The organism is Cryobacterium sp. M15 (assembly GCF_002929675.1).
Lineage (GTDB): Bacteria > Actinomycetota > Actinomycetes > Actinomycetales > Microbacteriaceae > Cryobacterium > Cryobacterium lyxosi.
The window spans coordinates 25,421-48,773 of the sequence record NZ_PJJW01000041.1 but is presented as its reverse complement, the minus strand read 5'-3'; the positions used below and the strand labels follow the sequence as shown (position 1 = coordinate 48,773).

General features: G+C 64.3%; 17 protein-coding genes and 2 pseudogenes. 8 read left to right on the top strand and 11 right to left on the bottom strand.

What is annotated here, in order from left to right; all coding sequences use genetic code 11:
* Positions 1-75: 75 nt before the first annotated feature.
* From CXY83_RS15200 to mgrA, 3 genes are all read left to right on the top strand, one after another.
* Positions 76-378: a hypothetical protein gene (locus CXY83_RS15200; protein ID WP_104198160.1), complete on the top strand. Its 303-nt coding sequence runs from the start codon at positions 76-78 to the stop codon at positions 376-378.
* Between the two features lie 158 nt (positions 379-536).
* On the top strand, positions 537-1,016 hold the full coding sequence (locus CXY83_RS15195) for a Dps family protein (RefSeq protein ID WP_104198159.1): 480 nt from the start codon (positions 537-539) through the stop codon (positions 1,014-1,016).
* Positions 1,017-1,089: 73 nt separating this feature from the next.
* A complete protein-coding gene (gene mgrA / locus CXY83_RS15190) occupies positions 1,090-2,115 on the top strand; it encodes an L-glyceraldehyde 3-phosphate reductase (protein ID WP_104198158.1) in 1,026 nt (341 codons plus the stop codon).
* On the opposite strand, the gene CXY83_RS15185 is transcribed toward mgrA, so the two are convergent.
* The 4 genes from CXY83_RS15185 to CXY83_RS15170 all read right to left on the bottom strand — a co-directional run bounded on the left by CXY83_RS15185 (position 2,116) and on the right by CXY83_RS15170 (position 13,536).
* Positions 2,116-4,803, bottom strand: a complete 2,688-nt coding sequence (locus CXY83_RS15185) for a DEAD/DEAH box helicase (RefSeq protein WP_104198157.1) — start codon at positions 4,801-4,803, stop codon at positions 2,116-2,118.
* A gap of 4 nt (positions 4,804-4,807) precedes the next feature.
* A complete protein-coding gene (locus CXY83_RS15180) occupies positions 4,808-6,934 on the bottom strand; it encodes a S9 family peptidase (RefSeq protein ID WP_104198156.1) in 2,127 nt (708 codons plus the stop codon).
* 44 nt (positions 6,935-6,978) lie between these two features.
* Positions 6,979-8,160: an imidazolonepropionase gene (gene hutI, locus CXY83_RS15175; RefSeq protein ID WP_104198155.1), complete on the bottom strand. Its 1,182-nt coding sequence runs from the start codon at positions 8,158-8,160 to the stop codon at positions 6,979-6,981.
* 309 nt (positions 8,161-8,469) lie between these two features.
* Complete coding sequence (locus tag CXY83_RS15170; protein ID WP_104198154.1) at positions 8,470-13,536, bottom strand: multicopper oxidase domain-containing protein; 5,067 nt, start codon at positions 13,534-13,536, stop codon at positions 8,470-8,472.
* A gap of 366 nt (positions 13,537-13,902) precedes the next feature.
* On the opposite strand from CXY83_RS15170, the pseudogene CXY83_RS18660 reads away from it, so the two are divergent.
* Positions 13,903-14,062: pseudogene (locus CXY83_RS18660) on the top strand (ISAzo13 family transposase); the annotation flags it as partial.
* A 32-nt stretch (positions 14,063-14,094) separates the two neighbouring features.
* Positions 14,095-14,313: pseudogene (locus CXY83_RS18655) on the top strand (ISAzo13 family transposase); the annotation flags it as partial.
* Here the strand turns inward: CXY83_RS18655 and CXY83_RS15160 are convergent.
* Genes CXY83_RS15160 through CXY83_RS17475 form a run of 4 tightly spaced genes read right to left on the bottom strand, consistent with a single transcriptional unit; the run spans position 14,304 to position 17,596 of the window.
* Positions 14,304-15,647: a formimidoylglutamate deiminase gene (locus CXY83_RS15160; RefSeq protein ID WP_104198152.1), complete on the bottom strand. Its 1,344-nt coding sequence runs from the start codon at positions 15,645-15,647 to the stop codon at positions 14,304-14,306. The pseudogene CXY83_RS18655 and the gene CXY83_RS15160 sit on opposite strands and share 10 nt — an antisense overlap.
* Positions 15,644-15,766, bottom strand: coding sequence for a hypothetical protein (locus CXY83_RS18385; RefSeq protein ID WP_255408782.1), 123 nt, complete (start codon positions 15,764-15,766; stop codon positions 15,644-15,646). Before CXY83_RS18385 ends, CXY83_RS15160 begins: the two co-directional genes overlap by 4 nt.
* Positions 15,767-15,768: 2 nt before the next feature.
* Complete coding sequence (gene hutU / locus CXY83_RS15155) at positions 15,769-17,433, bottom strand: urocanate hydratase (RefSeq protein WP_104198151.1); 1,665 nt, start codon at positions 17,431-17,433, stop codon at positions 15,769-15,771.
* The gene (locus CXY83_RS17475; RefSeq protein ID WP_134572531.1) at positions 17,384-17,596 is read right to left on the bottom strand and encodes a hypothetical protein; all 213 of its coding nucleotides are present in this window, start codon (positions 17,594-17,596) and stop codon (positions 17,384-17,386) included. The genes hutU and CXY83_RS17475 overlap by 50 nt, the downstream gene beginning before the upstream one ends.
* Before the next feature lie 85 nt (positions 17,597-17,681).
* Here CXY83_RS17475 and CXY83_RS15150 point away from each other — a divergent pair, with 85 nt between their 5' ends.
* On the top strand, positions 17,682-17,954 hold the full coding sequence (locus tag CXY83_RS15150; RefSeq protein ID WP_104198150.1) for a DUF2277 domain-containing protein: 273 nt from the start codon (positions 17,682-17,684) through the stop codon (positions 17,952-17,954).
* On the opposite strand, the gene CXY83_RS15145 is transcribed toward CXY83_RS15150, so the two are convergent.
* The 3 genes from CXY83_RS15145 to CXY83_RS15135 are packed head-to-tail and all read right to left on the bottom strand — an operon-like array spanning position 17,951 to position 20,036.
* Entirely contained in the window at positions 17,951-18,388 is a 438-nt protein-coding gene (locus CXY83_RS15145) for a hypothetical protein (protein ID WP_104198149.1), read from the bottom strand. The genes CXY83_RS15150 and CXY83_RS15145 overlap by 4 nt on opposite strands.
* A 16-nt stretch (positions 18,389-18,404) precedes the next feature.
* Positions 18,405-18,899, bottom strand: a complete 495-nt coding sequence (locus CXY83_RS15140) for a hypothetical protein (RefSeq protein ID WP_104198148.1) — start codon at positions 18,897-18,899, stop codon at positions 18,405-18,407.
* A 39-nt stretch (positions 18,900-18,938) separates the two neighbouring features.
* Positions 18,939-20,036, bottom strand: coding sequence for a type I restriction endonuclease (locus CXY83_RS15135; protein WP_104198147.1), 1,098 nt, complete (start codon positions 20,034-20,036; stop codon positions 18,939-18,941).
* Between the two features lie 243 nt (positions 20,037-20,279).
* Between CXY83_RS15135 and CXY83_RS15130 the strand changes: the two genes are divergently transcribed.
* Positions 20,280-20,588: a hypothetical protein gene (locus CXY83_RS15130; RefSeq protein ID WP_104198146.1), complete on the top strand. Its 309-nt coding sequence runs from the start codon at positions 20,280-20,282 to the stop codon at positions 20,586-20,588.
* A 171-nt stretch (positions 20,589-20,759) separates the two neighbouring features.
* Complete coding sequence (locus tag CXY83_RS15125) at positions 20,760-23,336, top strand: Ig-like domain-containing protein (RefSeq protein ID WP_104198145.1); 2,577 nt, start codon at positions 20,760-20,762, stop codon at positions 23,334-23,336.
* Positions 23,337-23,353 lie beyond the last annotated feature (17 nt).

Below are 23,353 nucleotides of genomic sequence, written 5' to 3'. Positions count from 1 at the left end.
ACGTCAAAATGTCTGCGTCAAGTGGTTGACGCACCAACACGCTGGGCCTACATTTCATCAGTGGAAAGGTTGCCGATGACCAGTGTCACCCCCGACAGTCACGACCAGTTCGATGAGGGTACGGCTGAACCACTGCCACTACCGACAGACGAAACCGCCCCGCATATTGCCCGGCCCTACCGAGCCCTGGAGCGAGAGTTGGAACGCGCGGTGCGCGATCGCGTCGACGTCAACCTGCGAGTCACCGCGGCGGTCAACGCGATGCGCGACGGCGGCTGTTCCTGGGCTGATATCGCGCGCCTCCTTGGTACCGCCCCGCAGACCGCGCACAAGAAGTACAGTAAGCCGCGCCCGCCACGCGCCCCCAAGGACGCCTGACGAGATCAGGGCGTGCCAGACGCCGCGCCCGCGATAATCCCGCGTGCCGGGGGCCGCACGTCGGGTTTGCGGCCCTCGGTCGGGTGATTGCATTGTGGCCCAGATCACACGGTCGTGATATAGCCTTGAGGCGAATTCTCCCTGATTGAAAGGACACCATGCACGCCTCCGAAACACTCAGTAACAACCTGCAGTCCGTTCTGGTCGACCTGATCGAATTGCACGTGCAGGGCAAACAAGCGCACTGGAGCGTCGTTGGAAAGAACTTCCGCGACCTGCACCTGCAACTCGATGAGATCATCGTCGATGTGCGTGAATTCTCCGACCAGGTCGCCGAACGCATGCGCGCACTCGACGCGATGCCTGACGGTCGCAGCGAGACGGTCACCAAGGCCACCAACCTGCCGAAGTTTCCCGACGGCGAAGTCGACACGGCCGAGACGGTCACCCTCATCACCGAACGGCTCGACGCCACGGTCGCCAACATGCGCAAGGTGCACAATGAGGTCGACGAGGAAGATCCCACCAGTGCCGATCTTCTTCACGCTTTCATCGAGAAGCTCGAGCAGTATTCCTGGATGGTCAGCGCGGAGAACCGCAAACCGCGCAAGCGTTCCGAGATGAAATCCGCGCACTGAGCTTGCTGACGCGTACTCCAGGTTTCTCCTGGGGTAGCGTCGGTGTGGACGAGAAAAGTGCCATCATGATCAAATGACCTATCTCGCGAATGAATCCCGTTATGAGTCCATGCCCTACCGTCGTGTCGGGCGCAGCGGCCTCAAGCTTCCCGCCATTTCGCTCGGTCTATGGCAGAACTTCGGCGATGACAAGCCGCTCGCCACACAACGAGCTATTCTTCGCCGGGCCTTCGACCTGGGCATCACCCACTTCGACCTGGCCAACAACTACGGTCCGCCCCCTGGGTCGGCCGAAACGAACTTCGGCCAGCTGTACCGCGAAGATTTCAGCGCCCACCGCGACGAACTCGTGCTCTCGACCAAGGCCGGCTACGACATGTGGCCGGGCCCGTATGGCAACTTCGGCAGCCGTAAATACTTATTGTCGAGCCTCGACCAGTCGCTCTCACGCATGGGCGTTGACTACGTCGATATCTTCTACTCGCACCGTGCCGACCCCGATACCCCGCTCGAAGAGACCATGGGTGCACTGCACACCGCCGTGACGAGTGGCCGCGCCCTCTATGCCGGCATCTCGTCGTACTCGCCGGCACGCACCCGAGAAGCAGCCGCGATTCTGGCCGACCTCGGCACCCCGCTGTTGATTCACCAGCCTTCCTACTCGATGTTCAATCGCTGGGTCGAGGACGACCTGCTCGATACGTTCGACGACATCGGCGTCGGCTGTATCGCGTTCTCGCCGCTGGCCCAGGGGCTGCTCACCGACCGCTACCTCGATGGTATTCCGGCGGACTCCCGGGTCGCCCGGGATGGCTCGGCAAACAAGTCCATGGTGAGCGCGGAGGCGCTGACCCGTATCCGCGCCCTAACCGAGATCGCCTCCGAACGTGGTCAGTCACTCGCCCAGCTGGCATTGGCCTGGGTGCTGCGCAATTCAGCGGTGACCAGTGCGCTTATCGGCGCATCGTCGGTCGCCCAGCTCGAGGCGAACGTGGGGGCACTGGACAACCTCGACTTCAGCGCCGAGGAACTGGCCGCCATCGACGAGCACGCCGTCGATAACGGCATCAACCTGTGGGCGGCGTCGAGCGCGGTCTGATCACGGCTCGAGGAGACCGCGAATGTCTTCGGCGGTCAGCGCGGTGCTGAACATGGCGTCGTCGTCGAGCACAGCGTTGAACAGCTGCGATTTTTGCTTCTGGAGTGCCACGACCTTCTCTTCGATAGTGCCGGTCGCGACGAGCCGGTAGACCATCACGTTGCGGGTCTGGCCGATGCGGTGGGTGCGGTCGATGGCCTGCGCCTCGGTTTGCGGGTTCCACCACGGGTCGAGCAGAAAGACGTAGTCGGCTTCGGTGAGGTTGAGACCGAAGCCGCCCGCCTTGAGGCTGATCAGGAACACCGGCGCCGCACCGCTTTTAAACCGGTCGATCACTTCGCTGCGCCGCAACGTCGACCCGTCGAGGTAGCAATACGGAACACCCTGCGCGTCGAGCCGGGCGGCGGCGAGCTTCAAAAATGACGTGAACTGGCTGAAGACGAGTGCCCGGTGTCCCTCGCTGATGACATCGTCGAGCTGGTCGAACAGGGCGTCGAGCTTGCTCGAACGCACGCCCGCATACTTCTTGTCGACGAGGGAGGCGTCGAGGCTCAGCAGGCGCAGCAGGGTGAGCGAGCGAAAAATGATGAACCGGTTCTTGTCGAGTTCCTCGATCAAACCGTAGAGCTTCTGCCGTTCCCGCTGCAGAAACGTGTCGTAGAGCTTCTGGTGCGCCGGGTTCAGCGCGATCTGCAACTCCTGCTCCTGCTTGGGCGGCAGGTCACGGGCAACGACGTCCTTGGTCCGGCGCAAAATCAGCGGGCGGATGCGCCGCCGCAGCTTTGCGAGCCGCTCAGGGTTCTCGCCCCGGGTCACCGGCCGGACGTAGTCCTCGATGAATTTGCGCGATGAGGCAAACAGGCCCGGCGCGACAATACTGAACAGCGACCACAGATCCATCAGGTTGTTCTCCAGCGGAGTTCCCGTGATGGCCAGTTTGAACGGCGTGTTCAATTCTTTCGCGCAGGCATAGGCGCGGCTCGTGCGGTTCTTCACGAATTGCGCCTCATCGAGAATGAGGCCAGCCCAGGCCACTGCCTGGTACGCGTCGAAATCGAGACGGAACAACGCGTACGACGTGATGAGTACGTCGACGTCGGTGGCGGCATCCGCTATGAGCGTGCGGCTTTTCACCTCCGTCGCCGTGACGGTGCGTACCCGCAGTCCGGGCGTGAATCGAGTCGCCTCGTTCTGCCAGTTCGCCACAACGGATGTCGGTGCCACGACCAGGAACGGCCCCGGCCCAGAGACACTCGCGTGCACCAGCAGCGCCAGGGTCTGGAGTGTTTTACCGAGGCCCATGTCATCGGCGAGTACCCCGCCCAGCCGGTGCTTCCAGAGAAATGCGAGCCAGGCGAACCCCTCCTGCTGGTAGGGGCGCAGGGTGGCGCGCACGCCGCCCGGAAGGGAAGTCGGGTCGATGCCGGCCAGATTTTTGAGCCCGGCGGCGGCGGCCCGCCATGAGATGGCCGGCACTGTCTCGTCGGCGAGATCCTCGAAATCGCTCCATAAACTGGCCTGGTAGCGGCTGATGCGCAGGCCGGTCGCCCACTCCTGCAGTGCGCGGGCTTCGTTGATGAGTTCGTGCAGCTGTTCGAACTCGGGGCTCTGCAGGGAGAGATAGCTGTTGTCGACCAGTTTCAGGCGGGTCTGGCCCTTGGCGAGCGCCTTGAACAGCGGGCCGAATGGCACCGTGATCGCGCCGACGGTGACGATCACGCCGAGATCGAACCAGTCGCGCTGGTCGGTCTCCACCGTCGTGATTACCAAGTGCGGCACTTCGGTGCGCTCGAAGTCGTCGGGCAGTACCTCGGGAAAGCGCACCGAGGCGTCCGTGCTGGTGACCAGGACCGTGCGTTGCAGGGTCGGGTAGACGGAGCCGAGAAACTCGGCCGTATCCTCTGCGGGGACCATCGCCGCCTCGACGCGTCCGAGCAGGTGACGCTGCTCGCGGTTCAGCGGGCCAGCGGTCGGTGCGAGCGTGATTACGGTCGGCAGGCCGAACCGCACACTGTAGATGCCGTGGCCGGCGATGATTCCGGCGGCCTCGAGGGGGTGGTTCTCCCCGTCGATGTGCAGGCGGGCTTGCAGAACCAGGGGTCCGGCAGAATCTGTTCGGGAGGCGTCGAGGCTGATCTCGGCGAGCGAACCGACCCGCACACACACCCCTTTCTTGGCGCCGACGAAGCCGATGCCGAGCTGTTCGGCCTCTCGCAGCAACGGCCAGAGCAGCGCACTGGTGAAGTTGTCGAGGTAGATCCAGTCGGTTTCCTGGCTTGTGTACACCTCGCGCACGGCCTTGTAGAGGGCGGCGAACTGGGAGATCCAGCGGTGGTGTTCGGGGTCGAGGTTGAACCGGTTCAGCTGAAAGGTAAGGTGGCTCCAGGTGACGTTGCTCCGCACCCAGTTACCCTTCGCATTCGAAATAACCGGCCGCACGCCGAGCCGAAACTCGCCGTGGCCGGGCTCGAGCGCTTTCACCGGCTTGGCCGTCGGCCCACGCCACCGGTCATTCGTGCGCGGAGTCTGCTCGCGCAGCTCGAACTGCAGCCCCATCGCCACTTTCGGGCCGGTAGCCAGTGCACGCGGTTGCCCGAAATTACCGATTCGTGGCAGAGCGGGTGCCGGCGGCTCGGGCGCCTGCACCAGCCGCTTCCACGCGGGGGTCAGGTCTGGGCCGTCCGACATTCCCCTAGCTGTCGCTCTCTGACGGATTCAGACCGGCGGTGCCCAGCACCCAGGCGTAGTTGAACGCGCGCTCACGCCACGCGCTGTAGCGACCGGAGACGCCGCCGTGGCCGGCCGACATTTCGGTCTTGAGTAGAGCATCCGCTCCGACTTCCCGGAGCTTAGCGACCCATTTCGCCGGCTCGACGTAGAGAACGCGGGTATCGTTCAGGCTGGTCACGGCAAGAATATGCGGGTAGGCGACGGCGCGCACGTTCTCGACCGGGGAGTACGACTTCATGTAGGCGTACACCTCGGCATCGTGCAGGGGATCGCCCCACTCGTCCCACTCGATCACGGTGAGCGGCAGTGAGGGATCGAGAATCGAGGTGAGGGCGTCGACAAATGGAACCTCGGCGAGGATGCCGGCGAACAGCTCGGGCGCGAGGTTCGCCACGGCGCCCATGAGCAGCCCGCCGGCGCTGCCGCCCTCGGCGACCAGTTGGTCGGGGGTCGTATAGCCCGCGTCGATGATGTGCCGGGCGCAACTGACGAAGTCGGTGAAGGTGTTGCGCTTGGTCAGGGTCTTGCCGGTTTCGTACCAGGTTCGGCCGAGTTCGCCGCCGCCGCGCACGTGCGCGATGGCGAAGATCATGCCGCGGTCGAGCAGGCTGAGCCGGGCGATACCGAATCCGGGGTCGATGCTGTGCTCGTACGATCCATAGCCGTAGAGCAGTGTCGGTGCCGGGGTGCCGGGCAGGATGAGGTCGCGGCGGTAGACCAGCGAGATGGGTACCTGGGTGCCGTCTTCGGCGGTCGCCCACTCACGGCGCTGTTCGTACAGCGTGGGGTCATAACCGCCGAGCACCGGCTGCTGCTTGAGCAAGCGGCGCTCGCCGGTAGCCACGACGAGGTCGTACACCGTTGACGGGGTGACGAAGCTCGTGAAGCCGAATCGAATGGTCGGCTGCGTCCACTCCGGGTTGCCGGCCGAGCCGACGGCGAACAACGGCTCGTCGAAGTCGAGCTCGGTCAGTCCGCTCTCGTCGTGCCGATCGATGGCGATCCGGGTGAGGCCGTCCCGGCGGTACTCCACGACCAAAAAGTCAGCGAACGCGTCGACGCTTTCGAGGCGGATCTGTGGGTCATGCGGCAGCAGCATCCGCTGGGTGCCCCGCGGATCTTCTACTGCGACGCTGACCAGCTCGAAATTGACCGCGCCGCCGCCGTTATGCACGATCAGCAGGCGGTCTTCACCGTTGATGATGGCGTGCTCAACATCGTATTCGGTGTGGTCGTGCCGGGGCCAGACCACGGTGAAGTCACCGGTGGGGTCGCTCGCATCGAGCAGCCAGGATTCGGTGGTGACGCTGGAGCCGGCCTCGATCATGAGGAATTTGCGGCTGCGAGTGATGCCGATGCCGACCCAGAACCGTTCATCGGGTTCGTGAAAGATGCTGGTGTCAGTGGTTCGTGCGGCGCCGATTTCGTGCCGCCAGACGGTGTCGGGGCGCCAGGCGTCGTCGACGGTGGTGTAAAAAAGGTAGCGTCCACTTGGGTCGAACAGGGCGCCGGCGCTCGTGTTCGGGATAGTGTCTGGCAGGTTCTCGCCGGTCGCGATGACGCGTACCCGAATCGTATAGCGTTCGTCGCCCTCGACATCGACGGCGTATAGCAGTTGGGTGCCGTCGTCGCTGAGGTCGAAGCTGCCGAGCGAAAAGAACTCGTGGCCTTCGGCTTCAACGTTGTCATCGAGCAGGATCTGCTCGCCGGTCAGGCCGATCTGGTCGCCGCCGCTGATGAGGGGAGCGGCCCAGTCGCTCGGGCTACTGATGGGCGCGCGACAGTGAATGCCGTACTCCTGGCCCTCGACCGTGCGGGTGTAGTACCAGTAGTTTCCCCGGCGCACCGGAACACTCAGGTCGGTCTCCTGGGTGCGGTTTTTGATCTCGTTGAAAATCTGCTGCCGGAGCGGTTCCTGGTGGGCGGTGCGGGCATCCGTGTAGCTGTTCTCCGCCTCGAGGTGGGCGATGACCTCGGGGCTGTCCTTGTTGCGCAACCACTCGTAGTCGTCGATATAGACGTCGCCGTGGTGTTCGCGATTTTGCGGCTTCTTGTATGCCAGGGGAGGTGTGCTCGGGCCAGAGGTCATCCCCCCAGCGTAGTTTGCGCGCGGGCGCGCGGGGGATGCCGTCCTCACGAACCACGGCGTAGCCCGTGCCTCCAGACGGCGCCGGTCAAGGGAACCCCGGGGCGGTAGGCCAGGTGCGAAATCGAGGGAGCGTTCAGAACCTGCAGGTCGGCGCGGCCGCCGACCTGCAGGGAGCCGACGGTATCCGCTCCCTGGTCTTGGCCGAGCGACCGGGCCGCACCGCGCGTCGCCGCCCAGACGGCCTCGCCCACGGTCAGGCCCATTTGCAGCACGGCCGTCGCCACGCAAAACGGCATCGACGTTGTGTAGGAGGTCCCCGGATTGCAGTTGGTCGCCAAGGCGATGGTCACGCCGGCGTCGAGCAGTCGTCGAGCCGGCGGAAACGGCTGCCGCGTCGACAGGTCGCAGGCCGGCAGCAGGGTGGCCACCGTCGTTCCCGCGGCCAACGCGTCGATGTCGGCCGGCTCCAGGTAGTTGCAGTGGTCGACGCTCGCGGCGCCCAGCTCGGCGGCGAGTCGCACGCCACCGCTGAAACCGAGCTGGTTGCCGTGCATACGGATTCCCAGGCCGGCGGCCCGGCCGGCCAGCAGCACCTCCCGGGTTTCCTCCACGTCGAACGCGCCCTGCTCGCAGAACGCGTCGATGAACTGCACATAAGGTCGCACGGCAGTGAGCATCGGCCCGGTCACGAGATCGAGGTACGTGCGACGGTCTATCCCGACGGGCACGATGTGGGCGCCGAGAAAGGTCACGACATCGGCCACCTGGGCAGCAGCGCGCGCCGAACGTGTTTCGCTTTCGACATCGAGCCCGTATCCGGTCTTTGTTTCGAGAAAGGTGGTGCCCTGCACTTCGGCCTCGTGGCGCAAACGCCGTGCCGTTGCCACGAGCTGTTCCTCGGTCGCGGCCCGCGTGGCGGCGACGGTCGTGTTGATGCCGCCCGCGGCATAGGGGTCGCCGGCCATGCGGGCCTCGAACTCCGCCGAACGGTCGCCGCCGAACACGAGATGAGTATGCGTGTCGACCCAGCCGGGCAGAACCGCGCGGCCGTCGACATCCGTTCGACGATCGGCCGCGGGAGCCTTCGCCGCGGCGCCGATCCAGAGAATGCGACCCGCGCCGATCACGAGGGCGGCGTCGCGGCGTCGTTCGCCCGATTCGTCGTGGGTGGTCAGCTCACCGATACCCGTCACAAGCTCGGTACCGTCAGGCTCGGCCGCAGTCATCTTTCGAGCCTAACGAGCGCGTGAGTAAATAACTTAGACGTAGGCCGTTTTGGGTTTCATTGTCATGCTGCGTCGGTTGCCGTGGAGGTCGAAGAGTCGTTGGCGGTCAAGTTCGCCGCGTTGTTTTCTGGGCGTGTGGAATGCGGCGTGCGCTCTGAGGACACGACGTTCAGGATATCCGGCCCGAGGGCCCCACTCGGTGGCACTCGGTGGCACTCCTGGGTCCAGCGCGCCCAGCAACGCGCGTGAGCCGGCGGCACCCGAGGTGCCGCCGGCTCACGTTCTCACGCTGTTCTCACAATGGATGGACTACTGGAGAGGCTTGAGGTCCGCCTTGGGCGAGCCCTCCACCCTGAAGATGCCCCACAGGCCCTGGTTGACCTGGTTCTCCAGACCGCCGTCCCGGTAGAGGTAGTCCCCGGGAAGCTTCTGGCGTCCACCGGCCCCACCGAGCAGGTTGTAGTTGAAGGCGTTGCCTGTGAGCAGACCGCCCTCAGCTGTCTTGATCATCGCGTTCGGGTCGCTTGGCTGGTAGCGCCACCCGTGCCCGTTCAGGCTGAAGGTGTGTGGCCGGTCGCGGTCACCACCCGATACGAGCCGCAGGTGCGTCTCGTCTCCGACATAGGCCCGCACGAGCGGTGTGGCCGGGTCGCCGTGCACCACCGACGACATGACGTTGGCCACCTCTGGGTCCTTCGCCAGGCGAGGGGCGAAACGCTCGGTCGTGTAGTTGATGCCCCGGTGCCCCTGGTCGCTGGGTTCGCCCTCCGCTGGGTAGGGGAGGATGGCCCCGGCCTTGTCTCGCAGGATCAGACCGTCGACCCAGTTGAGCACAGCCTCGCGGAAGCTGCGTTTGACGCCGGCGGAGTCGGTGTAGGTGACGTTGGCCTGTGCGCCCGAGGTGATCGCAACCCCGGAGTTGGGGTTGACGTATGTCGAGCCCTTTGGCTCGATCAACAGCGACCCGTAGGATCCGTGGTGGCGACTCCCACGCCGGTCAGCGAAGTCGAGCAGGTTCGCTGCGCCGTCCTCGACCGCGGCATGGACATACCACGTGTACTTTGTCGTAATTCCTGGCGCGACGGTCTGGTCGTAGTTGTACCCGACCGTCGCCCCGTCGGAATCAATGACGTTGTAGGTCAACAGGTTTGGGTGCATGGACACCCGGTTGGAACGTGGGAAGTTCGTCACGTCCGCAGGCAACGGTAGGTCACCGGTGTGTGCTGCGGGCGTCCGCGGCAGCTCGTTCTTGAGCGTCACCGTGACGCAGTCACCCACATTCGCTCGGATCACCAGGGGCTCGGTCTTCATGGCACCCGTGCGAACCTTGGTCACATCCTCGCTCCGCACGAACATCGTGCCGTACGGGTCGTGGTCACCTGACTTCGCGTTATACACGATGTCCTTGGCGATGGCCGACACGTTGACAGCGACCGCCCTTGACCCTGTCGGGCACGGGGTGACCGAACCCAGTGATCCTGTTGGAGCAACCTTGAGCGCGTCACCGGGCTTCAGGGCTGGCCACGCGTCGCCACTTCCAGGAGCTGCCCGGTCGGGCAGCGGCTGGAGGTCGGGGACCGCATTCTTGGGGACCCGGAACAGACCCCACATCCCCATCCACTGGTCCTCAAGCAACGGGGAGCCATACAGGTAGTCACCGGGGGAACCGGCGCCGTCCTGCAGGATCGACGGGGTGCCGTTGGCGACGCTGTTCGAGGCTTTGGCGACTGTTGCTGCAGCACCGGGGTTGGTCTTGACCACCTGCGAGCCCTGCAACTCGTAGTTGAAGTACTCCGCGAGCGAGAGGGTCTGGGTGTCGACCGTCCGAGACAGGGGATTGTCCGGCTCATTCAGCCAACGGTGACCGTGAAGGTTGAACTCGTGCATCTCCTCGTGGGAGCCAGCCACGTTGCGGATGACCACAGGGTCCTTCGAGTACGCCCTCAGGAGCGGCGTATCGGGATCGCCGTTGACCGCAGATGAGTAGGTGTACGCGGGGTCGCCCTTAGCGCCGTGAACCCCAGGTTTCGTCCGGATCTGGAACGGGGCGTTCTTGTAGTTGATCGAGTAGCCGCCCTGGTCCTGGCCGTAGTTGTCCGGTGCCGAAGGTGGGTTGATCGGTGGACCAGTGCCGTCGTCCTTCCACATGGGCGTTCGGTCGGAGTAGAAGATGGTCATCTCCCGGAAGTCCGGGCCGCTGGCTGAGCGGATATCGGCCATGGGGCCGACCCCGTTCGTCGCAGCACCAGTCTTCGGATCGTGCCACGTGGCGTCAGCGGGCTCGACGTTCATCGCGGCATAGAGGCCCTTCTGCTGGTGCAGGTTGGCGTACTGGTGGTCGTGGAAGAAGGTCGTCCGCAGGGCTGTGTCCACGAACCACCGGTAGCCGTAGGTCTGGCCAGGCATCGCCGAGGAGCTGTAGTTCCAGCCCACGCTGGTGCCGTCGGAGGCAACCTGGTCGAACTTGACCAGGTGCACGTGTGTCGAGACCTCGGACGTCTCCTCGGTGGCCATGTAATCACCGTCGAGGCGGTTCACGTGGTCGAGGGGGACGTCGGGATTCTCGTCGAGGTGCAGGTCATTGGTGGTGAACAGCTGAACGCACTCACCAACCCTGGACCGGATGGTGTACGGCTCGGGTGCCTTCTGTCCTGTCCGCACAGCGACCGCATCGGATTCCTCCACGTAGACCCTTCCCTGCTTGTCCTTCCAGCCCGCGGAGTTGTAGGTGATTGGGGTGTCGATGACGTGTGGCCGGTAGACCCGTGTTGGTGCAGTTGTCGGACACGGGTCGATGTAGCCGTTGCCGGGCTTGTCCGGGTCAAGAGCAGGCATCCCTGCGGCCTCAAGCGCGGTCGGGCCACGGGGGGCGTCGCCGGGGCGACGAATAGCAGCGAAGGTGTCCTTGACCACCGCGTTCGGCGGACGGTAGGCACGCTGGCCGACGTCACCCTTGACGAACAGTGGAAAACCGGGCTGTGCTGCGGTCGGGGCCGCCGTGGCGCCTGCACGGTTCGGCAGCTCCTGCAGTGCCTCCAGGGGAGTGCCGTCGGCATACTGTGCCGTGCCGTCGCGCAACTTGTCGAAGATGCGCAGGTGGCCCCAGAAACCCTGGGCGAAGTGCGGGTAGAGGTGGCAGTGGAAGATCGTGTCACCGACCGTGCCCTGGGTGCCGCCGGCACCTCCCTCAATCTTCAGCTCCCGAGCCTCATGTGGGCCAAACGACTGGACGTCGTTCAGTGGTGACTTCGCGTTCTTCGGGTCGGCGTTCCAGCGCTGGGTGTGCTGGTGCCATGGGTGGGTCTCCTTGGCGCCCGGGTGGACGACGTGGAACTTCAGCGGGTCACCGACGTACCCCTTCGGGATCAGGTTGTCCGAATCGGTGACCTTCACGCCGTCGACGGTTCGGGTCAGCTTGCCCTCGTCGCCGAAGACCCACGACTGCAGGTGGGACTCCTCGCCCATGCACTTGGCGCCGGGGTCGTCGACGACCTTGCCGAGCTCGGGCACGTAGCCGTTGCAGAAGTTGTCAGTTGGAGCATAGGTCTTGCCGTTGGGGAGCGTGATGGTCTTGGCCACGCCACCCGGGTTCTCCGGAGTGACGGTTCCACGGTGCTCGAGGATGGCCCGCAGCCGGTTGCGCAGCGGCTCCGAGCGGTAGTTGATGCCGAAGCTCGAGTCCTTCAGCCCGGTCGTCGGAAAGGTCGGTTGCTTCCCGTCCCGGTCCAGGACGCCCTCGTTCTCGTCGAGGAAGATCATGACGGCCGAACGAGTCGAGGCCGCGCCTGCCCGGATGTCGGCGAACAGCTGGGACTCGACGGCGCGCCCGCCCATGAGCAGGTCGGCCCCGGTGATCTGATTGTGCCAGGTCGAGTCCTTCGGGTGCACGACGACCGCGCCGTATAGGCCGTTCTGGACGGAGGTGTGCTTCGGGTCGTTCGGGTCGAGGTTGGCGTTGTCATACAGCGGCGCCTCGCCCTCCCGGTCGGCGTACCAGGTGTAGGTGCGCTCGGTGCCCGTGGAGATGGTCGTGTCCGGGTTTAGGCCCACCCGCGCGCCGTCGGAGGTCTTCACGTCCGCTTGAACGAGGCCCTGGGTGGACAGACCGATTCGCCGGCCCGCGATGTCGTTGCGTACCTTGACGGATACGCAGTCACCGACGTTGGCGCGCACGACGAGCGGCTGGGTGAGGTTGGGGTTGGCAAGGATTTTTTCCTTGTTCACCCTTGCGTCGGCGTTCTTGAGGGCATACATCAGGCCGTTGGGCAGCTTGTCGCCCCAGCCGTTGAGAGGGATGGTCACCTGGAAGGCGGCCAGGTCGTACTCAATAGCGCGGGCACCGGCCGGGCAGACCCCGTTGGCCGGGGTGATCGGATCGCCAATGACAGCTGTCGCCGAAGAGGAACCCATCAGAGCGGAAGTCGTCATCACGACGACACCGCCCGCCGCCACGGCGATGACCAGGCGAGAGCGGCGTGGCGTCGGGGCCACGACAGACCGGGCACGCCGTGTCGGCGTCGGGGCCACGACAGACCGGGTACGCCGGACCGGCTTCGGGGCATACCCACCGGTGACGTCATCGCTTCGGCGCATGCCCAGGACGAGGCCTGCCAGGGCGAGGAGCAGAAGCACCGGGAACACGCGAGCGGCCTCGATGGCTCCGTGCTCGAAGAGTGCAGCACCCGAGGTCGACTCCATGTGGCCGCCCGTGGCCGATTCGGCTACCGCTGCGCCAGTAGTGCCAGCGGAAGAGGCGCCGCCGTTGTGCGCAGCGTGCGGGTCGGCAGCGGCGGCGGCAGCGGTAGGAGCCTCAGCGGCGCCGTTGTGGGCAGCGTGCGGGTCGGCAGCGGCTTTGGCGGAGCCATTGGCTTGGCCCGTCTTGGCCAACCATGCCGCCGAGGGCTGGTGCGGGTGGAACCCGGGCTTGGTCGCGGCAGCGACCGGGGCGCCTGGCGCGCCAGGTGGCGGGACGGCACCAAGTGCGACACTGGCGCCAGGAGCTGCCTGGGCAGCCGGTGCGACAGCTGAGGCAACCGCCTGGGCGGCGGAGGCATGCTCGGAGGGGAAGATCAGCGTGTGGCCGATCGCACCTGACATGAACACAGCCGTGGTGACACCGACGACCGCGACCGTGGCGCGAGCCAAGGAGATCATCCGAGATGCCGGCCGCAGGCGAGCGATCATCGCGAACACGACCAGGACGGCCGGGACCACTAGCACAAGCGACAATGTCCCGTCCCGAAGGAAGTGCACCGCTGAGGTGCCCGAACTCCAGTCTTGCTGGGCAGAGGCTGCGTGAAGCCCGTGGAGCCAGGCCGTGCCGCCATAAGCGAGCACCACCCCCATGCCGACGCGAGCTCTCATAGAAATGTTCATCGGTCTCCCTGTAACGGCATTGATGGTGTGCTGAGGTCAAGCCGAACCTCTGAGCTGGAACAAATCAGGGCGGAGTGGCTTGGTCACGGGTGTGGTGATCCACGGGGCAACCTTGCTCGGCCGACCTTGAGAAAACCTTGAGCTAGAAATGGTCATCCGGGAGTCAAGACCCGGCTTCCGCGCGGTGTGGCAGTAGTGCGCGATCGAGGTCCCCGCTGTCACCCGACAACGGGCCACCAAGGTCGACAGGCGCACAATGCTCAAGGTCGCCACGGGACTGCCCTGGGGCGCTGGTGACGTCGACTCTTGAGATCTCATGACGGTCCCGCCTTCGCGGCGTGAATCCGGTTGCCGTGGAGATCGAAGAGTCTGTGCCACCTGGCCGACGAGCTGGCCGAGCAGGGTCACGGGGTGTCCGCGCCGACCGTGGCGGGCCTGCTGCGGGAGGAGAGTTTCAGCCTGCAGGGCAACGCCAAGACCATCGAGGGTGGCCGTCACCCGGACCGGGATCCCCAGTTCGCCCACACCAACGCCGCGGTCGAAGAGTACCTAGCGGCCGGCCAGCCGCTAACCAGCCACGAAGTCATCGTCAACCTCATTGCCGGTACCACTACCCGTACAGGCCTAACCGTCACAGCCAGACTCGACGACACGATCTACCCCAAAAGCATCAAGATCACCGACCGCGAGATGGCAGACCTGGAAACCCAACACCTCACCAAACATGGCTTCCACGGCGACTGGAACTACACCGTAAGCCCAGCAGATCAACCCTGAACTACGCGTGTTGTTGATTTACAGGCCCTAGCGAGCGCGTCGGTCATCAGTGCTGCCGGCCGCTCGCCGCCGATCAGCTGGCCACACTCGGCTACCAGTCGTCCGCCCACGAAAACGCGCAGTACATCGGAGGCCGTGGCGGTCAGCGGCAGTTGCCCGGCAAGGGAGCCGACCGTGCGCACCCCGGTCGTGCTGATCTCGACAAGATCGCATAGATCACCCGGTTGCAGCCGGTGGCGTCCGAGTCCAAGGGCGGCATAGCCGGCGGTCGACGCGGCTGCCAACAAAGCGGCGGGGGCGAAACGTCCGCGCTGCTTCGAGACGAGTCGTTCACCCATTTCGAGGCCGCGCATCTCCAGGAATGGGTCGATGACCGAGTTTTGATCGGAGCCGAGCGCAATCGGCGAACCGGCCGTGGCGAGGGCGTGCGCCGGGCCGACGCCGTCGCCGAGGTCGGCCTCGGTGGTCGGGCACATCACCACGGTCACGCCGGCGTCACCGAGCAGGGCCCGGTCGGTGTCGCTGAGGTGCGTAGCGTGCACGACACTCAGGCGTGGCGCGAGTGCCCCGACCGACTCGAGTAGGCCGGTCGGGGTCAGGCCGTAGGCGGCCAGGCAGTCCCTGTTCTCCAGCGGCTGCTCCGAGAGATGGATATGTAGGGCGACCTCTCGTGGCAGCCCTGCGAGCACCTCTCGCATCGCGTCGGGCGTGACGGCCCGCACCGAGTGCAGAGCCGCCCCGAGGGTCACCAGGTCGTCGCCCGCGAGCTGCGCGCGCAGCGACTGCCAGCGGGCCAGCCACCCGGCGGCACTTCCGTCGCTGAACGCGCGTTGCTCCGGTGCCAGTTCCCGACCGATGCCGCCCGTCAAATAGAGCGTGTCGAGTAGCACCAAACGGATGCCCACGGCCCGCGCCGCCGCCGCAAGCGCCAGTTCCATAGCGTGCGCTGGCTCATACGGTGCCCCGTCCGCGCGGTGATGCACGTAGTGGAACTCCCCGACGGCCGTGTACCCGCTCACGAGCATCTCCGCAAACACCGCGGTAGCCAGCGCCTGGTAGTTCGACGGGTCGAGCTGGGCGGCGACCCGGTACATCCGCTCGCGCCAAAGCCAGAAATCACCGCCATCCCCGTGGGTCTGGCCCCGCAAGGCCCGATGAAATGCGTGCGAGTGGGCATTACCGAACCCCGGCACAACCGTTCGCAAGCGGATGTCCGCCGCCTTCGCAGGCTCAACCTGAACGCGCGTGATGCGACCGGCCGGGTCGACTTCGAGCCGCATCCCTGCGACGTGGACCCCGTCGATCAGCAAGGATTCGCACCAGAACGCGGTCACCGCAGATCCCGCACGAGTTGTTCACGGGCGTCGATTCCGGCCACGCGGTCCGCGGCTGCGGCGAATTCCTCGGTGAGGCTGGTGGAGCATCCGTTTTGTTCAGCAGGCTGCTGGGGCATTTTTACTCTTCCCACATGGGCACGCGCAGGCCGCGCTCGCGGGCCACCTCTTCGGCCCGCTCGTAGCCGGCATCGACGTGACGCATGACCCCGGTGCCCGGGTCGTTGGTGAGCACCCGCTCGATCTTCTCGGCGGCCAGCGCGGTACCGTCGGCGACGATCACCTGCCCGGCATGGATGCTGCGGCCCATTCCCACGCCACCGCCGTGGTGAATGGATACCCAGGTCGCGCCGGAAGCGGTGTTCAGCAGTGCGTTCAACAGCGGCCAGTCGGCGATCGCGTCGGAGCCGTCCTTCATATCTTCCGTTTCGCGATAGGGCGAGGCGACCGAGCCGGAGTCGAGGTGGTCGCGGCCGATCACGATCGGCGCGCTGAGTTCACCGGAGGCGACCATCTCGTTGAACTTCAGCCCGGCGCGGTGTCGTTCCTGGTAACCGAGCCAGCAAATGCGCGCCGGCAGGCCTTCGAACGCCACCTTTTCCTGGGCTTTGGTGATCCAGCGGTGCAGCCCGGCGTTGTTGGGAAACAGTTCGAGAATGGCTCTGTCGGTGGCGAGGATATCGGCCGGGTCGCCCGAGAGCGCCACCCAGCGGAACGGACCTTTACCCTCGGTGAACAGCGGACGAATGTAGGCGGGCACAAACCCGGGAAAATCGAAAGCTCGCTCGCAGCCGCCGAGCTGCGCCTCGGCGCGAATGGAGTTGCCGTAGTCGAAGACCTCAGCGCCGGCATCCTGAAATTCGACCATGGCCTGCACCTGCTTGGCCATCGTGGCGCGGGCACGCGTGGTGAACTCGTCCGGTTTCTCGGCCGCGTAGCTGTGCCATTGGTCGACCGTGACGCCCTCGGGCAGGTAGGAGAGCGGGTCGTGCGCGCTGGTCTGGTCGGTGACGATGTCAATGGGTACCCGGCGGGCCAGCAGCTCCGTGAATACGGTCGCGGCATTGCCGACCAGGCCCACCGACAGGGCCCGGCGTTCGGTCCTGGCTGCGAGCACCCGGGCGATCGCCTCGTCGATATCGTCGGTCATCTCGTCGAGATAGCCGTGGTCGACGCGGCGTTGCAGCCGGGCCGGGTCGACGTCGACGATGAGCACGACACCGTCATTCATGGTGACGGCGAGCGGCTGTGCGCCGCCCATGCCGCCGGCCCCGCCGGTCAGGGTCAGGGTGCCGGCCAGGGTGCCATTGAATTTTTTGGTAGCGACGGCACCGAAGGTCTCGTAGGTGCCCTGCAGGATGCCCTGGGTCCCGATATAGATCCAGGATCCGGCGGTCATCTGCCCGTACATGGTCAGCCCGAGGTGCTCGAGGCGGCGAAACTCGGGCCAGGTAGCCCAGTCGCCGACGAGATTGGAGTTGGCGATGAGTACGCGCGGCGCCCACTCGTGGGTGCGAAAGACGCCGACCGGTTTGCCCGACTGGACGAGCAGGGTTTCGTCTTTTTCCAGCGTTTCAAGCGTGCGCACGATCGCGTCGAAGCATTCCCAATTGCGGGCGGCCTTGCCCGTACCGCCGTAGACCACGAGGTCGTCGGGGCGCTCGGCAACGTCCGGGTCGAGGTTGTTCATAAGCATGCGCAGCGGTCCCTCGGTCTGCCAGCTTTTCGCGGTCAATTCAGTGCCGCGGGCGGCGCGAACGGGGCGTGCGGTGTGAGGGACTGTCATGGGCATCTCCTTCGATAACAAATCCGCCGACGCGATGGTCGACCATGGCGTTGAGCTCGGCCGACGACTGCTGGACCGAGAGCAGCAGCTGGTCCTCCTCCTCGGCGAAGACACAACCGGCAGCGCGCAGTCGCGCGATCAGGTTGGCTGTGGTTGCTGACATGGACGTCTCCTGTCGAAGCCGGCGAAGCAGGAGCATCCTACGCCCGGGTCTTGAAGGGTGCGCACGCCTTGATTACCCTGACGGCATGTGCCGAAACATTCACGTCCTGAGTAACTTTGAACCCGCCGCGACCGACGACGAAGTGCACGCGGCCGCGCTGCAATACGTGCGCAAGATCAGCGGGTCGGCGCACCCGTCGAAAGCCAATCAAGAAGCCTTCGACCGCGCAGTGCACGAGATCACTCACATCTCCCAGCACCTGCTCGAAGACCTCGTGAGCGCCGCACCACCCAAAAACCGGGAGATCGAGGCGAAAAAGGCCAAGGCGCGTTCCCAGAAGCGGTTCGCTGCGGCTTAGCGGCTCAGCCTTTCCGCATAGAGCACCATGACGGCCGCCACGACGCTGGCCGCCGCACCGAACGCCAGGCCGAACGCTATGGTGATGCCGGCATACAGTCCGTCGTCCAGCACCGATAGCACAGCCGCGATCGCCGCGGACAGCAACACCACACCGCCCATCGCGCCGAATGCGGCCACTGTGACGCGCAGGCGCCGCGATTTCGTCAGGTGCCGATCGGCAATCGCTATTGCGGCGAGCCCGCCCAACAGTGCGACCGCCCCGATGACGAAGCCAATCACGCCGTAGTTCGCCATGGAACGCACGACGAACCAGAACCGAAATTCGGTTTCTCCACTACCGGCGTCGGTCATCACGACCGCCACGCCCGCCGCGAGCAGAAACCCCACGAACGGTGCAAACACCGCGATGCGCCAATAGCGCCGAATTACCATGTGCCCACCCTACGGTCTAGAAGTCCACCCAGGCACTGGGCAGCGGATGCGCGACTCGACCTGGCCGGGTGCGCTCGCGTCGCTCGGCCCGGTAAACCAGAATCGCAGCCACGCTGCCCGCCACGGTAGCGACGACCAGGCTGATAATGACCAGCAGGTAGGACCAACCGCCGTTTCCAATCGTGCCCAGCACAATCCCCAACACGATCCCCACCATCAGCACGCCGCCGGCCGCACCGAGAGCGGCCAGTACCGTGCGAGTGCCCGATGATGTCGTGAGGTGCCGGTCGAGGCAGCCGACCAGAACGAAGCCGCCGATCAGCGCGGCGCCGCTCACCACGAGACCGACGGCGCCGTAGGCCAGAATCGCCGGAACGACACCCCCGGCGCTCTGGCCGGTTCGTATGTAGGGATTACCGCCGAGGGCTATCACCCCGAACACACCTGCCCCCAGCAGAAACCCGATTACCGGCGCGACAAGCAGGATGCGCCAGTACCGGTGAATCATCATGGCTCCCACCCTCTGGCGCCTGGCATGGCGTCAAATTATTTAGTTCTGGTAGCTCTTAATCGTTTCGCGAATGTCCTTCGCGAAGAGGTATATCTCGTCAAGGGTGTCGATAGGGTGGCGAGTCTCGACCTTGTCGGCGTCGAAGACTCCAAGGTACTTCTGCTTCCGTCCATTAAAATGAAGTCGCGCCACCGGCTTGCGATTGTTGTCATCGAGAAGCACTGCGAAATAGGATTTTGAATCTCTATGCATCACTCGCTGTGGCTTTACTTCGCTGCAGGCAATCGCTTTGACGATTTGATACCCCTCTAGTTCTTCAAGAGTCGTCTCGATCTCGGTGTCTCGGGCGAGATCGATCTCAACTATGTCGTGGCTGTTAATGACTTCGCCGCGCACTTCTGACGCTGCACCCGAAAAATTCGAACCGCCCAGCGCTGTTTTCAATCGGTCGTTAACCTGATCGTTCAGGAACTGCTTTGTCGATTTTGCCACCAGGGACGTAAATTGCTCACGGATCTTTTGCGTAAAAGCACCGTCGTAAACTCGTGTCGTGAAAAATCGAATCCAGTCGTCTTCAGGCTCCGTAAACTGAGCCGCGATAGTGCGCTTTATTTGACCGATGTACTTGAGCTCCTCTGCCGAGTTAATGATCGAGTCGAGGTCAAAAACGTCCTTGGTCAGTTTCCTCAGTTCCGGAATCAGCGTTTCGTCGATGTCCATCAAATCCAGAACCAAAAACGGCTTTTCATCCATACGGTTGGGCGCGTCTAAGTCCGTGTAAAACTGGTAAATCTCGCCATTTGTGAGAACGGCGATACGCGCGTTGGTGACTGCGAAGTAGCGGAACAACTGTGAGGCGTGTTCAATCTTCAACGCTTCCGTGGACTTCTTACATTCGACAAGGATCTGGACTTCGCCGTCGCGCATAATCGCGTAGTCGACCTTTTCGCCCTTTTTCACGCCGACATCGGCGGTGAATTCGGGGACGACTTCCAACGGATTGAAAACGTCGTAGCCCAAGATGGTCGAGATGAAGGGCATGATAAAAGCGTTTTTGGTAGCTTCTTCAGTCTGAATTGCTCCGCGCTGGTTTCGTACTTTGAGAGCCAATGCCCCTATTAGTTCTGCAAATTCCATAGTTCCCCCGATGTGTGATTTTCTACCTCCGAGCTTATCGGCTCGACCTAAATCAGTTGAGCTTCGGTGGGATTTGGTGCAGCGGGGCGCGATCCTCTCCTTCCTGAATCGTGGCTAAGTTGCCCGTGGAATACGGATGCGGTGCCCGAGTGTCCTAATCTGGTCACACAATTCTTTCGCACGTTCTGATCGACGGACTCAGACGGGGAGAGCCCGACAGCGTCGACGCTCACACTCCAGCGTATGATCGACTCGTTCTGGGCGGGTCTGGGCGGGTCTGGGCGGGTCATGGCGGCGACCGCCGCACGGGGCATCCGTCTGTTGGCTTACGGGAGGGCAAGTTACGGCGGATCGACCGAAAGTGATGTCGGCCTCGCTTCCGCCGCCGGAACCGAGGGTCTCGTCGATGACGACCTGGCCTTCGTTCTGCCGTGGGGTTTCAGCGTTGCCGACATCGTGACCCCCGTGCTGTACGCGCAGGGTGGTCGGGATCGTGTGGTGCCGCCCGCGCACGCTACCTGGCTGCTGCAGAACACGCCAGAGGCGGAGTAGTGGCTGCGGCCTCGAGACGGGCACATCGCCGTTCTGGATGCCTGCGCGGTCGCGATGGATTGGCTGCGCGAGCACTCCCGACTGTGATCTGGCGCGGTGAAGCCTTGTCGGGTCGGATGAAGCGCGTTACTGTAACGGCAATGTCGTGGCCAGCACCGGAAGGACACGAGAATGACAATCGTTCGCGCTCCGAGGCCGTCCCGCATCATTCGTCGTGCGCTCGCCGCGCTCGCCGTGCTCGCCGTGCTCGCCACTATCGCCGCCTCGTTTACGCTGTTGCCGACCGATGTCGCTGATGCTTCCAGCGGGTCCGGCCCAACCGCGAGCATCGTGCGGACCGCCCCCGACCTGGCCAAACTCTGCGCCCGCCTGAAGATCACGGTTGCCAAAACCACCCTGTGCAGCCACGGGCCCGACCCTCTCGCTGCTTTCGGCGGTGCGGCCAAGCTGAAGCAGACATCTGCTTTGGAGGAGCAGCGTGTAGCCGCCGCTCCGGCGTCGGAACTGACCGCGTTGTGCAGCGCGGGCGGCGTGAGCGGCAAGCGCATCGAAGTGATCTACGGCGTACCGCAGGATCGCACCAACCGGTTCGCCGAAATGCTCGCCCCGCTGCGCGACATCATGCGGCAGGTCAACAACAACCTCGAGGCAGTGGATGCCGCCACCAGCCAGAATTACCGTTTTCTGTGCACGAATGGTGCCGATGTGACGGTGCGCAACGTGACACTGGCTCCGGTCGGAACGGATGGCACGTACACCTTCGACGACTATGTGATAAGCATGCAGAACCAGGTCGAGCGAGGCCTGGGCCCGGTGAATTACATCGCGAACGACCGCTTGTACATCACCTACATCGACCAGATTCAGGATGTCTACCCGTACGGCGGTCAGGGCGAGCTGACGGGCGACGATCAGCCGAGTGCCGCCGCCAACGCCAACAACGATTCGCGGCCGCGCTATTCCATGTCGGCTTACCTGGACATGCCCGTGATCGCCCACGAGATTGGCCACAACATTGGTGCCGTGCAGGATTCTGCGCCGCACTCCACCAAGGGCGGCCACTGCTACGACGAGAACGACCTCATGTGTTACGACGACGGGGGGCCCTATTTCGCCCTCGGCGGCCAGCTGACCTTCACCTGTGCGGGGCTCGCCTCGGCCGTCGACTGTCATAGCGAGGATTACTACTACCCGGGCACGCCGCCCGCGTCGAACTATCTCGCCACCCACTGGAACACCGCTAACAGCGGATTTCTGAGCCCGATCGTGTCAGTGGTCAAACCCTCCCCGCCGACCGCCGTCACGGCGATTGCCGGCGATGCCCGCGTGTTCGTAGGATGGGCCGGGCCTGCTACCGGGGCGCCGGTGGTGGATCTCTACCACGTGGTTGTCATTGCGCCTTCCGGTGACCAATGGCTGTGGGCCGGTGATGGAAGCGAACGAACTGCAACAATCAACGGTCTCACTAACGGGACGCCCTACACAGTGTCCGTATCTGCAGAGAATTCGTCCGGATCCAGCGCTCAGGTTTCAGCCCCCACCACCGTGGTCCCGAAAGTCGCGGCCATTCGCGAAACATTCACCTCGTCGGCCGCGAACTTCACGGAGATTCGCGGCGGCACGTGGGCTGTAGCGTCGGGCCGGTATTCGCTCACAGCCCCGTCGACAGCCGCCGCGCCAAACGCTAACCTTGCCCTGCAGAAAACAGTGATGGCCGGGGATTTCTCGGTCATGGCCACCGGGATGACCGTGGCCTCAACGTCACCGTGGAACGATTTCTCGATCGTCTTCGACTACCGCGATGCGCTCAACTATTACTTCGCGAACTTCAGCGAGGGACAAGATGCCGCCAGCAACGGTCTGTTTCGCGTTTCGCGTGGTGTTGCCGTCCAGATCGCTGACTTCACCCCCACGATCACGGCAAACACCTTCTACTCCATTCGCATCGAACGGCAGGGTGCGGCCATTCGCGTTTTTCGTGGCACCACCCTCCTCGCGGCAGCTGTCGACGCGACGTTCTCTTCCGGCCGAGTCGGCTTCGGTAGCAAGAACGACGCCGCCAAATTTGACGACCTCATCGTGACCGGAACAATCGGAGGAACCGACACGATGGCTCCCACGGTCGCGGCGAAATCGCCGGTGAGCCTGGCCACCCGGGTCGCGCAGACCGCCAATACGACGGCAACATTCAGCGAAGCCGTGCAGGGAGTCTCGCCGACCACGATGCGACTAAAAAACGCTGCCGGTACGACTGTCTCCGCCGCGGTCAGCTATGACGCGGCGACGCGAATTGCCACCCTCAACCCGAGCGCGAGTCTCGCCCCCGACACGAAATACGCTGTCAGCCTCACCGGGGGAGCTACCGCGATCCGCGACGGGGCGGGCAATCCGCTCGTGTCGACGGGGTGGAGCTTCACGACCGGGCCGGCGCCGACGATCACCATCCGTACCCCCTCCAGCGGGGCCACAGGCGTTAGTCGTACCGCGAGCATCTCGGCGACGTTCAGTGAGGGGATGGCCGGAGTTGCCGCATCCACTTTCACGCTGAAGAATACCGTGACCGGCGCACGGATCACCGGCGTCGTTTCACGCAGTGGCACGACCAACAAGTGGATCCTGAACCCCGGTTCCACGCTCGCAGCCAGGACCAGTTTCACCGTCACGGTCACTGGCGGCACCACGATGGTGCGTGACCTGGCTGGCAACCCCGTCTCGACGAGCATCTGGAAGTTCACCACGGGTAGTTGATAGCGGGGCAAGTTAGT

Coding starts and splice junctions, on each gene's coding strand:
- CXY83_RS15200 (WP_104198160.1), top strand. CDS start 76: ATGACCAGTGTCACCCCCGACAGTCACGACCAGTTCGATGAGGGTACG.
- CXY83_RS15195 (WP_104198159.1), top strand. CDS start 537: ATGCACGCCTCCGAAACACTCAGTAACAACCTGCAGTCCGTTCTGGTC.
- mgrA (WP_104198158.1), top strand. CDS start 1,090: ATGACCTATCTCGCGAATGAATCCCGTTATGAGTCCATGCCCTACCGT.
- CXY83_RS15185 (WP_104198157.1), bottom strand. CDS start 4,803: ATGTCGGACGGCCCAGACCTGACCCCCGCGTGGAAGCGGCTGGTGCAG.
- CXY83_RS15180 (WP_104198156.1), bottom strand. CDS start 6,934: ATGACCTCTGGCCCGAGCACACCTCCCCTGGCATACAAGAAGCCGCAA.
- hutI (WP_104198155.1), bottom strand. CDS start 8,160: ATGACTGCGGCCGAGCCTGACGGTACCGAGCTTGTGACGGGTATCGGT.
- CXY83_RS15170 (WP_104198154.1), bottom strand. CDS start 13,536: ATGAACATTTCTATGAGAGCTCGCGTCGGCATGGGGGTGGTGCTCGCT.
- CXY83_RS18385 (WP_255408782.1), bottom strand. CDS start 15,766: ATGCCCCAGCAGCCTGCTGAACAAAACGGATGCTCCACCAGCCTCACC.
- hutU (WP_104198151.1), bottom strand. CDS start 17,433: ATGACAGTCCCTCACACCGCACGCCCCGTTCGCGCCGCCCGCGGCACT.
- CXY83_RS17475 (WP_134572531.1), bottom strand. CDS start 17,596: ATGTCAGCAACCACAGCCAACCTGATCGCGCGACTGCGCGCTGCCGGT.
- CXY83_RS15150 (WP_104198150.1), top strand. CDS start 17,682: ATGTGCCGAAACATTCACGTCCTGAGTAACTTTGAACCCGCCGCGACC.
- CXY83_RS15145 (WP_104198149.1), bottom strand. CDS start 18,388: ATGGTAATTCGGCGCTATTGGCGCATCGCGGTGTTTGCACCGTTCGTG.
- CXY83_RS15140 (WP_104198148.1), bottom strand. CDS start 18,899: ATGATGATTCACCGGTACTGGCGCATCCTGCTTGTCGCGCCGGTAATC.
- CXY83_RS15135 (WP_104198147.1), bottom strand. CDS start 20,036: ATGGAATTTGCAGAACTAATAGGGGCATTGGCTCTCAAAGTACGAAAC.
- CXY83_RS15130 (WP_104198146.1), top strand. CDS start 20,280: ATGATCGACTCGTTCTGGGCGGGTCTGGGCGGGTCTGGGCGGGTCATG.
- CXY83_RS15125 (WP_104198145.1), top strand. CDS start 20,760: ATGACAATCGTTCGCGCTCCGAGGCCGTCCCGCATCATTCGTCGTGCG.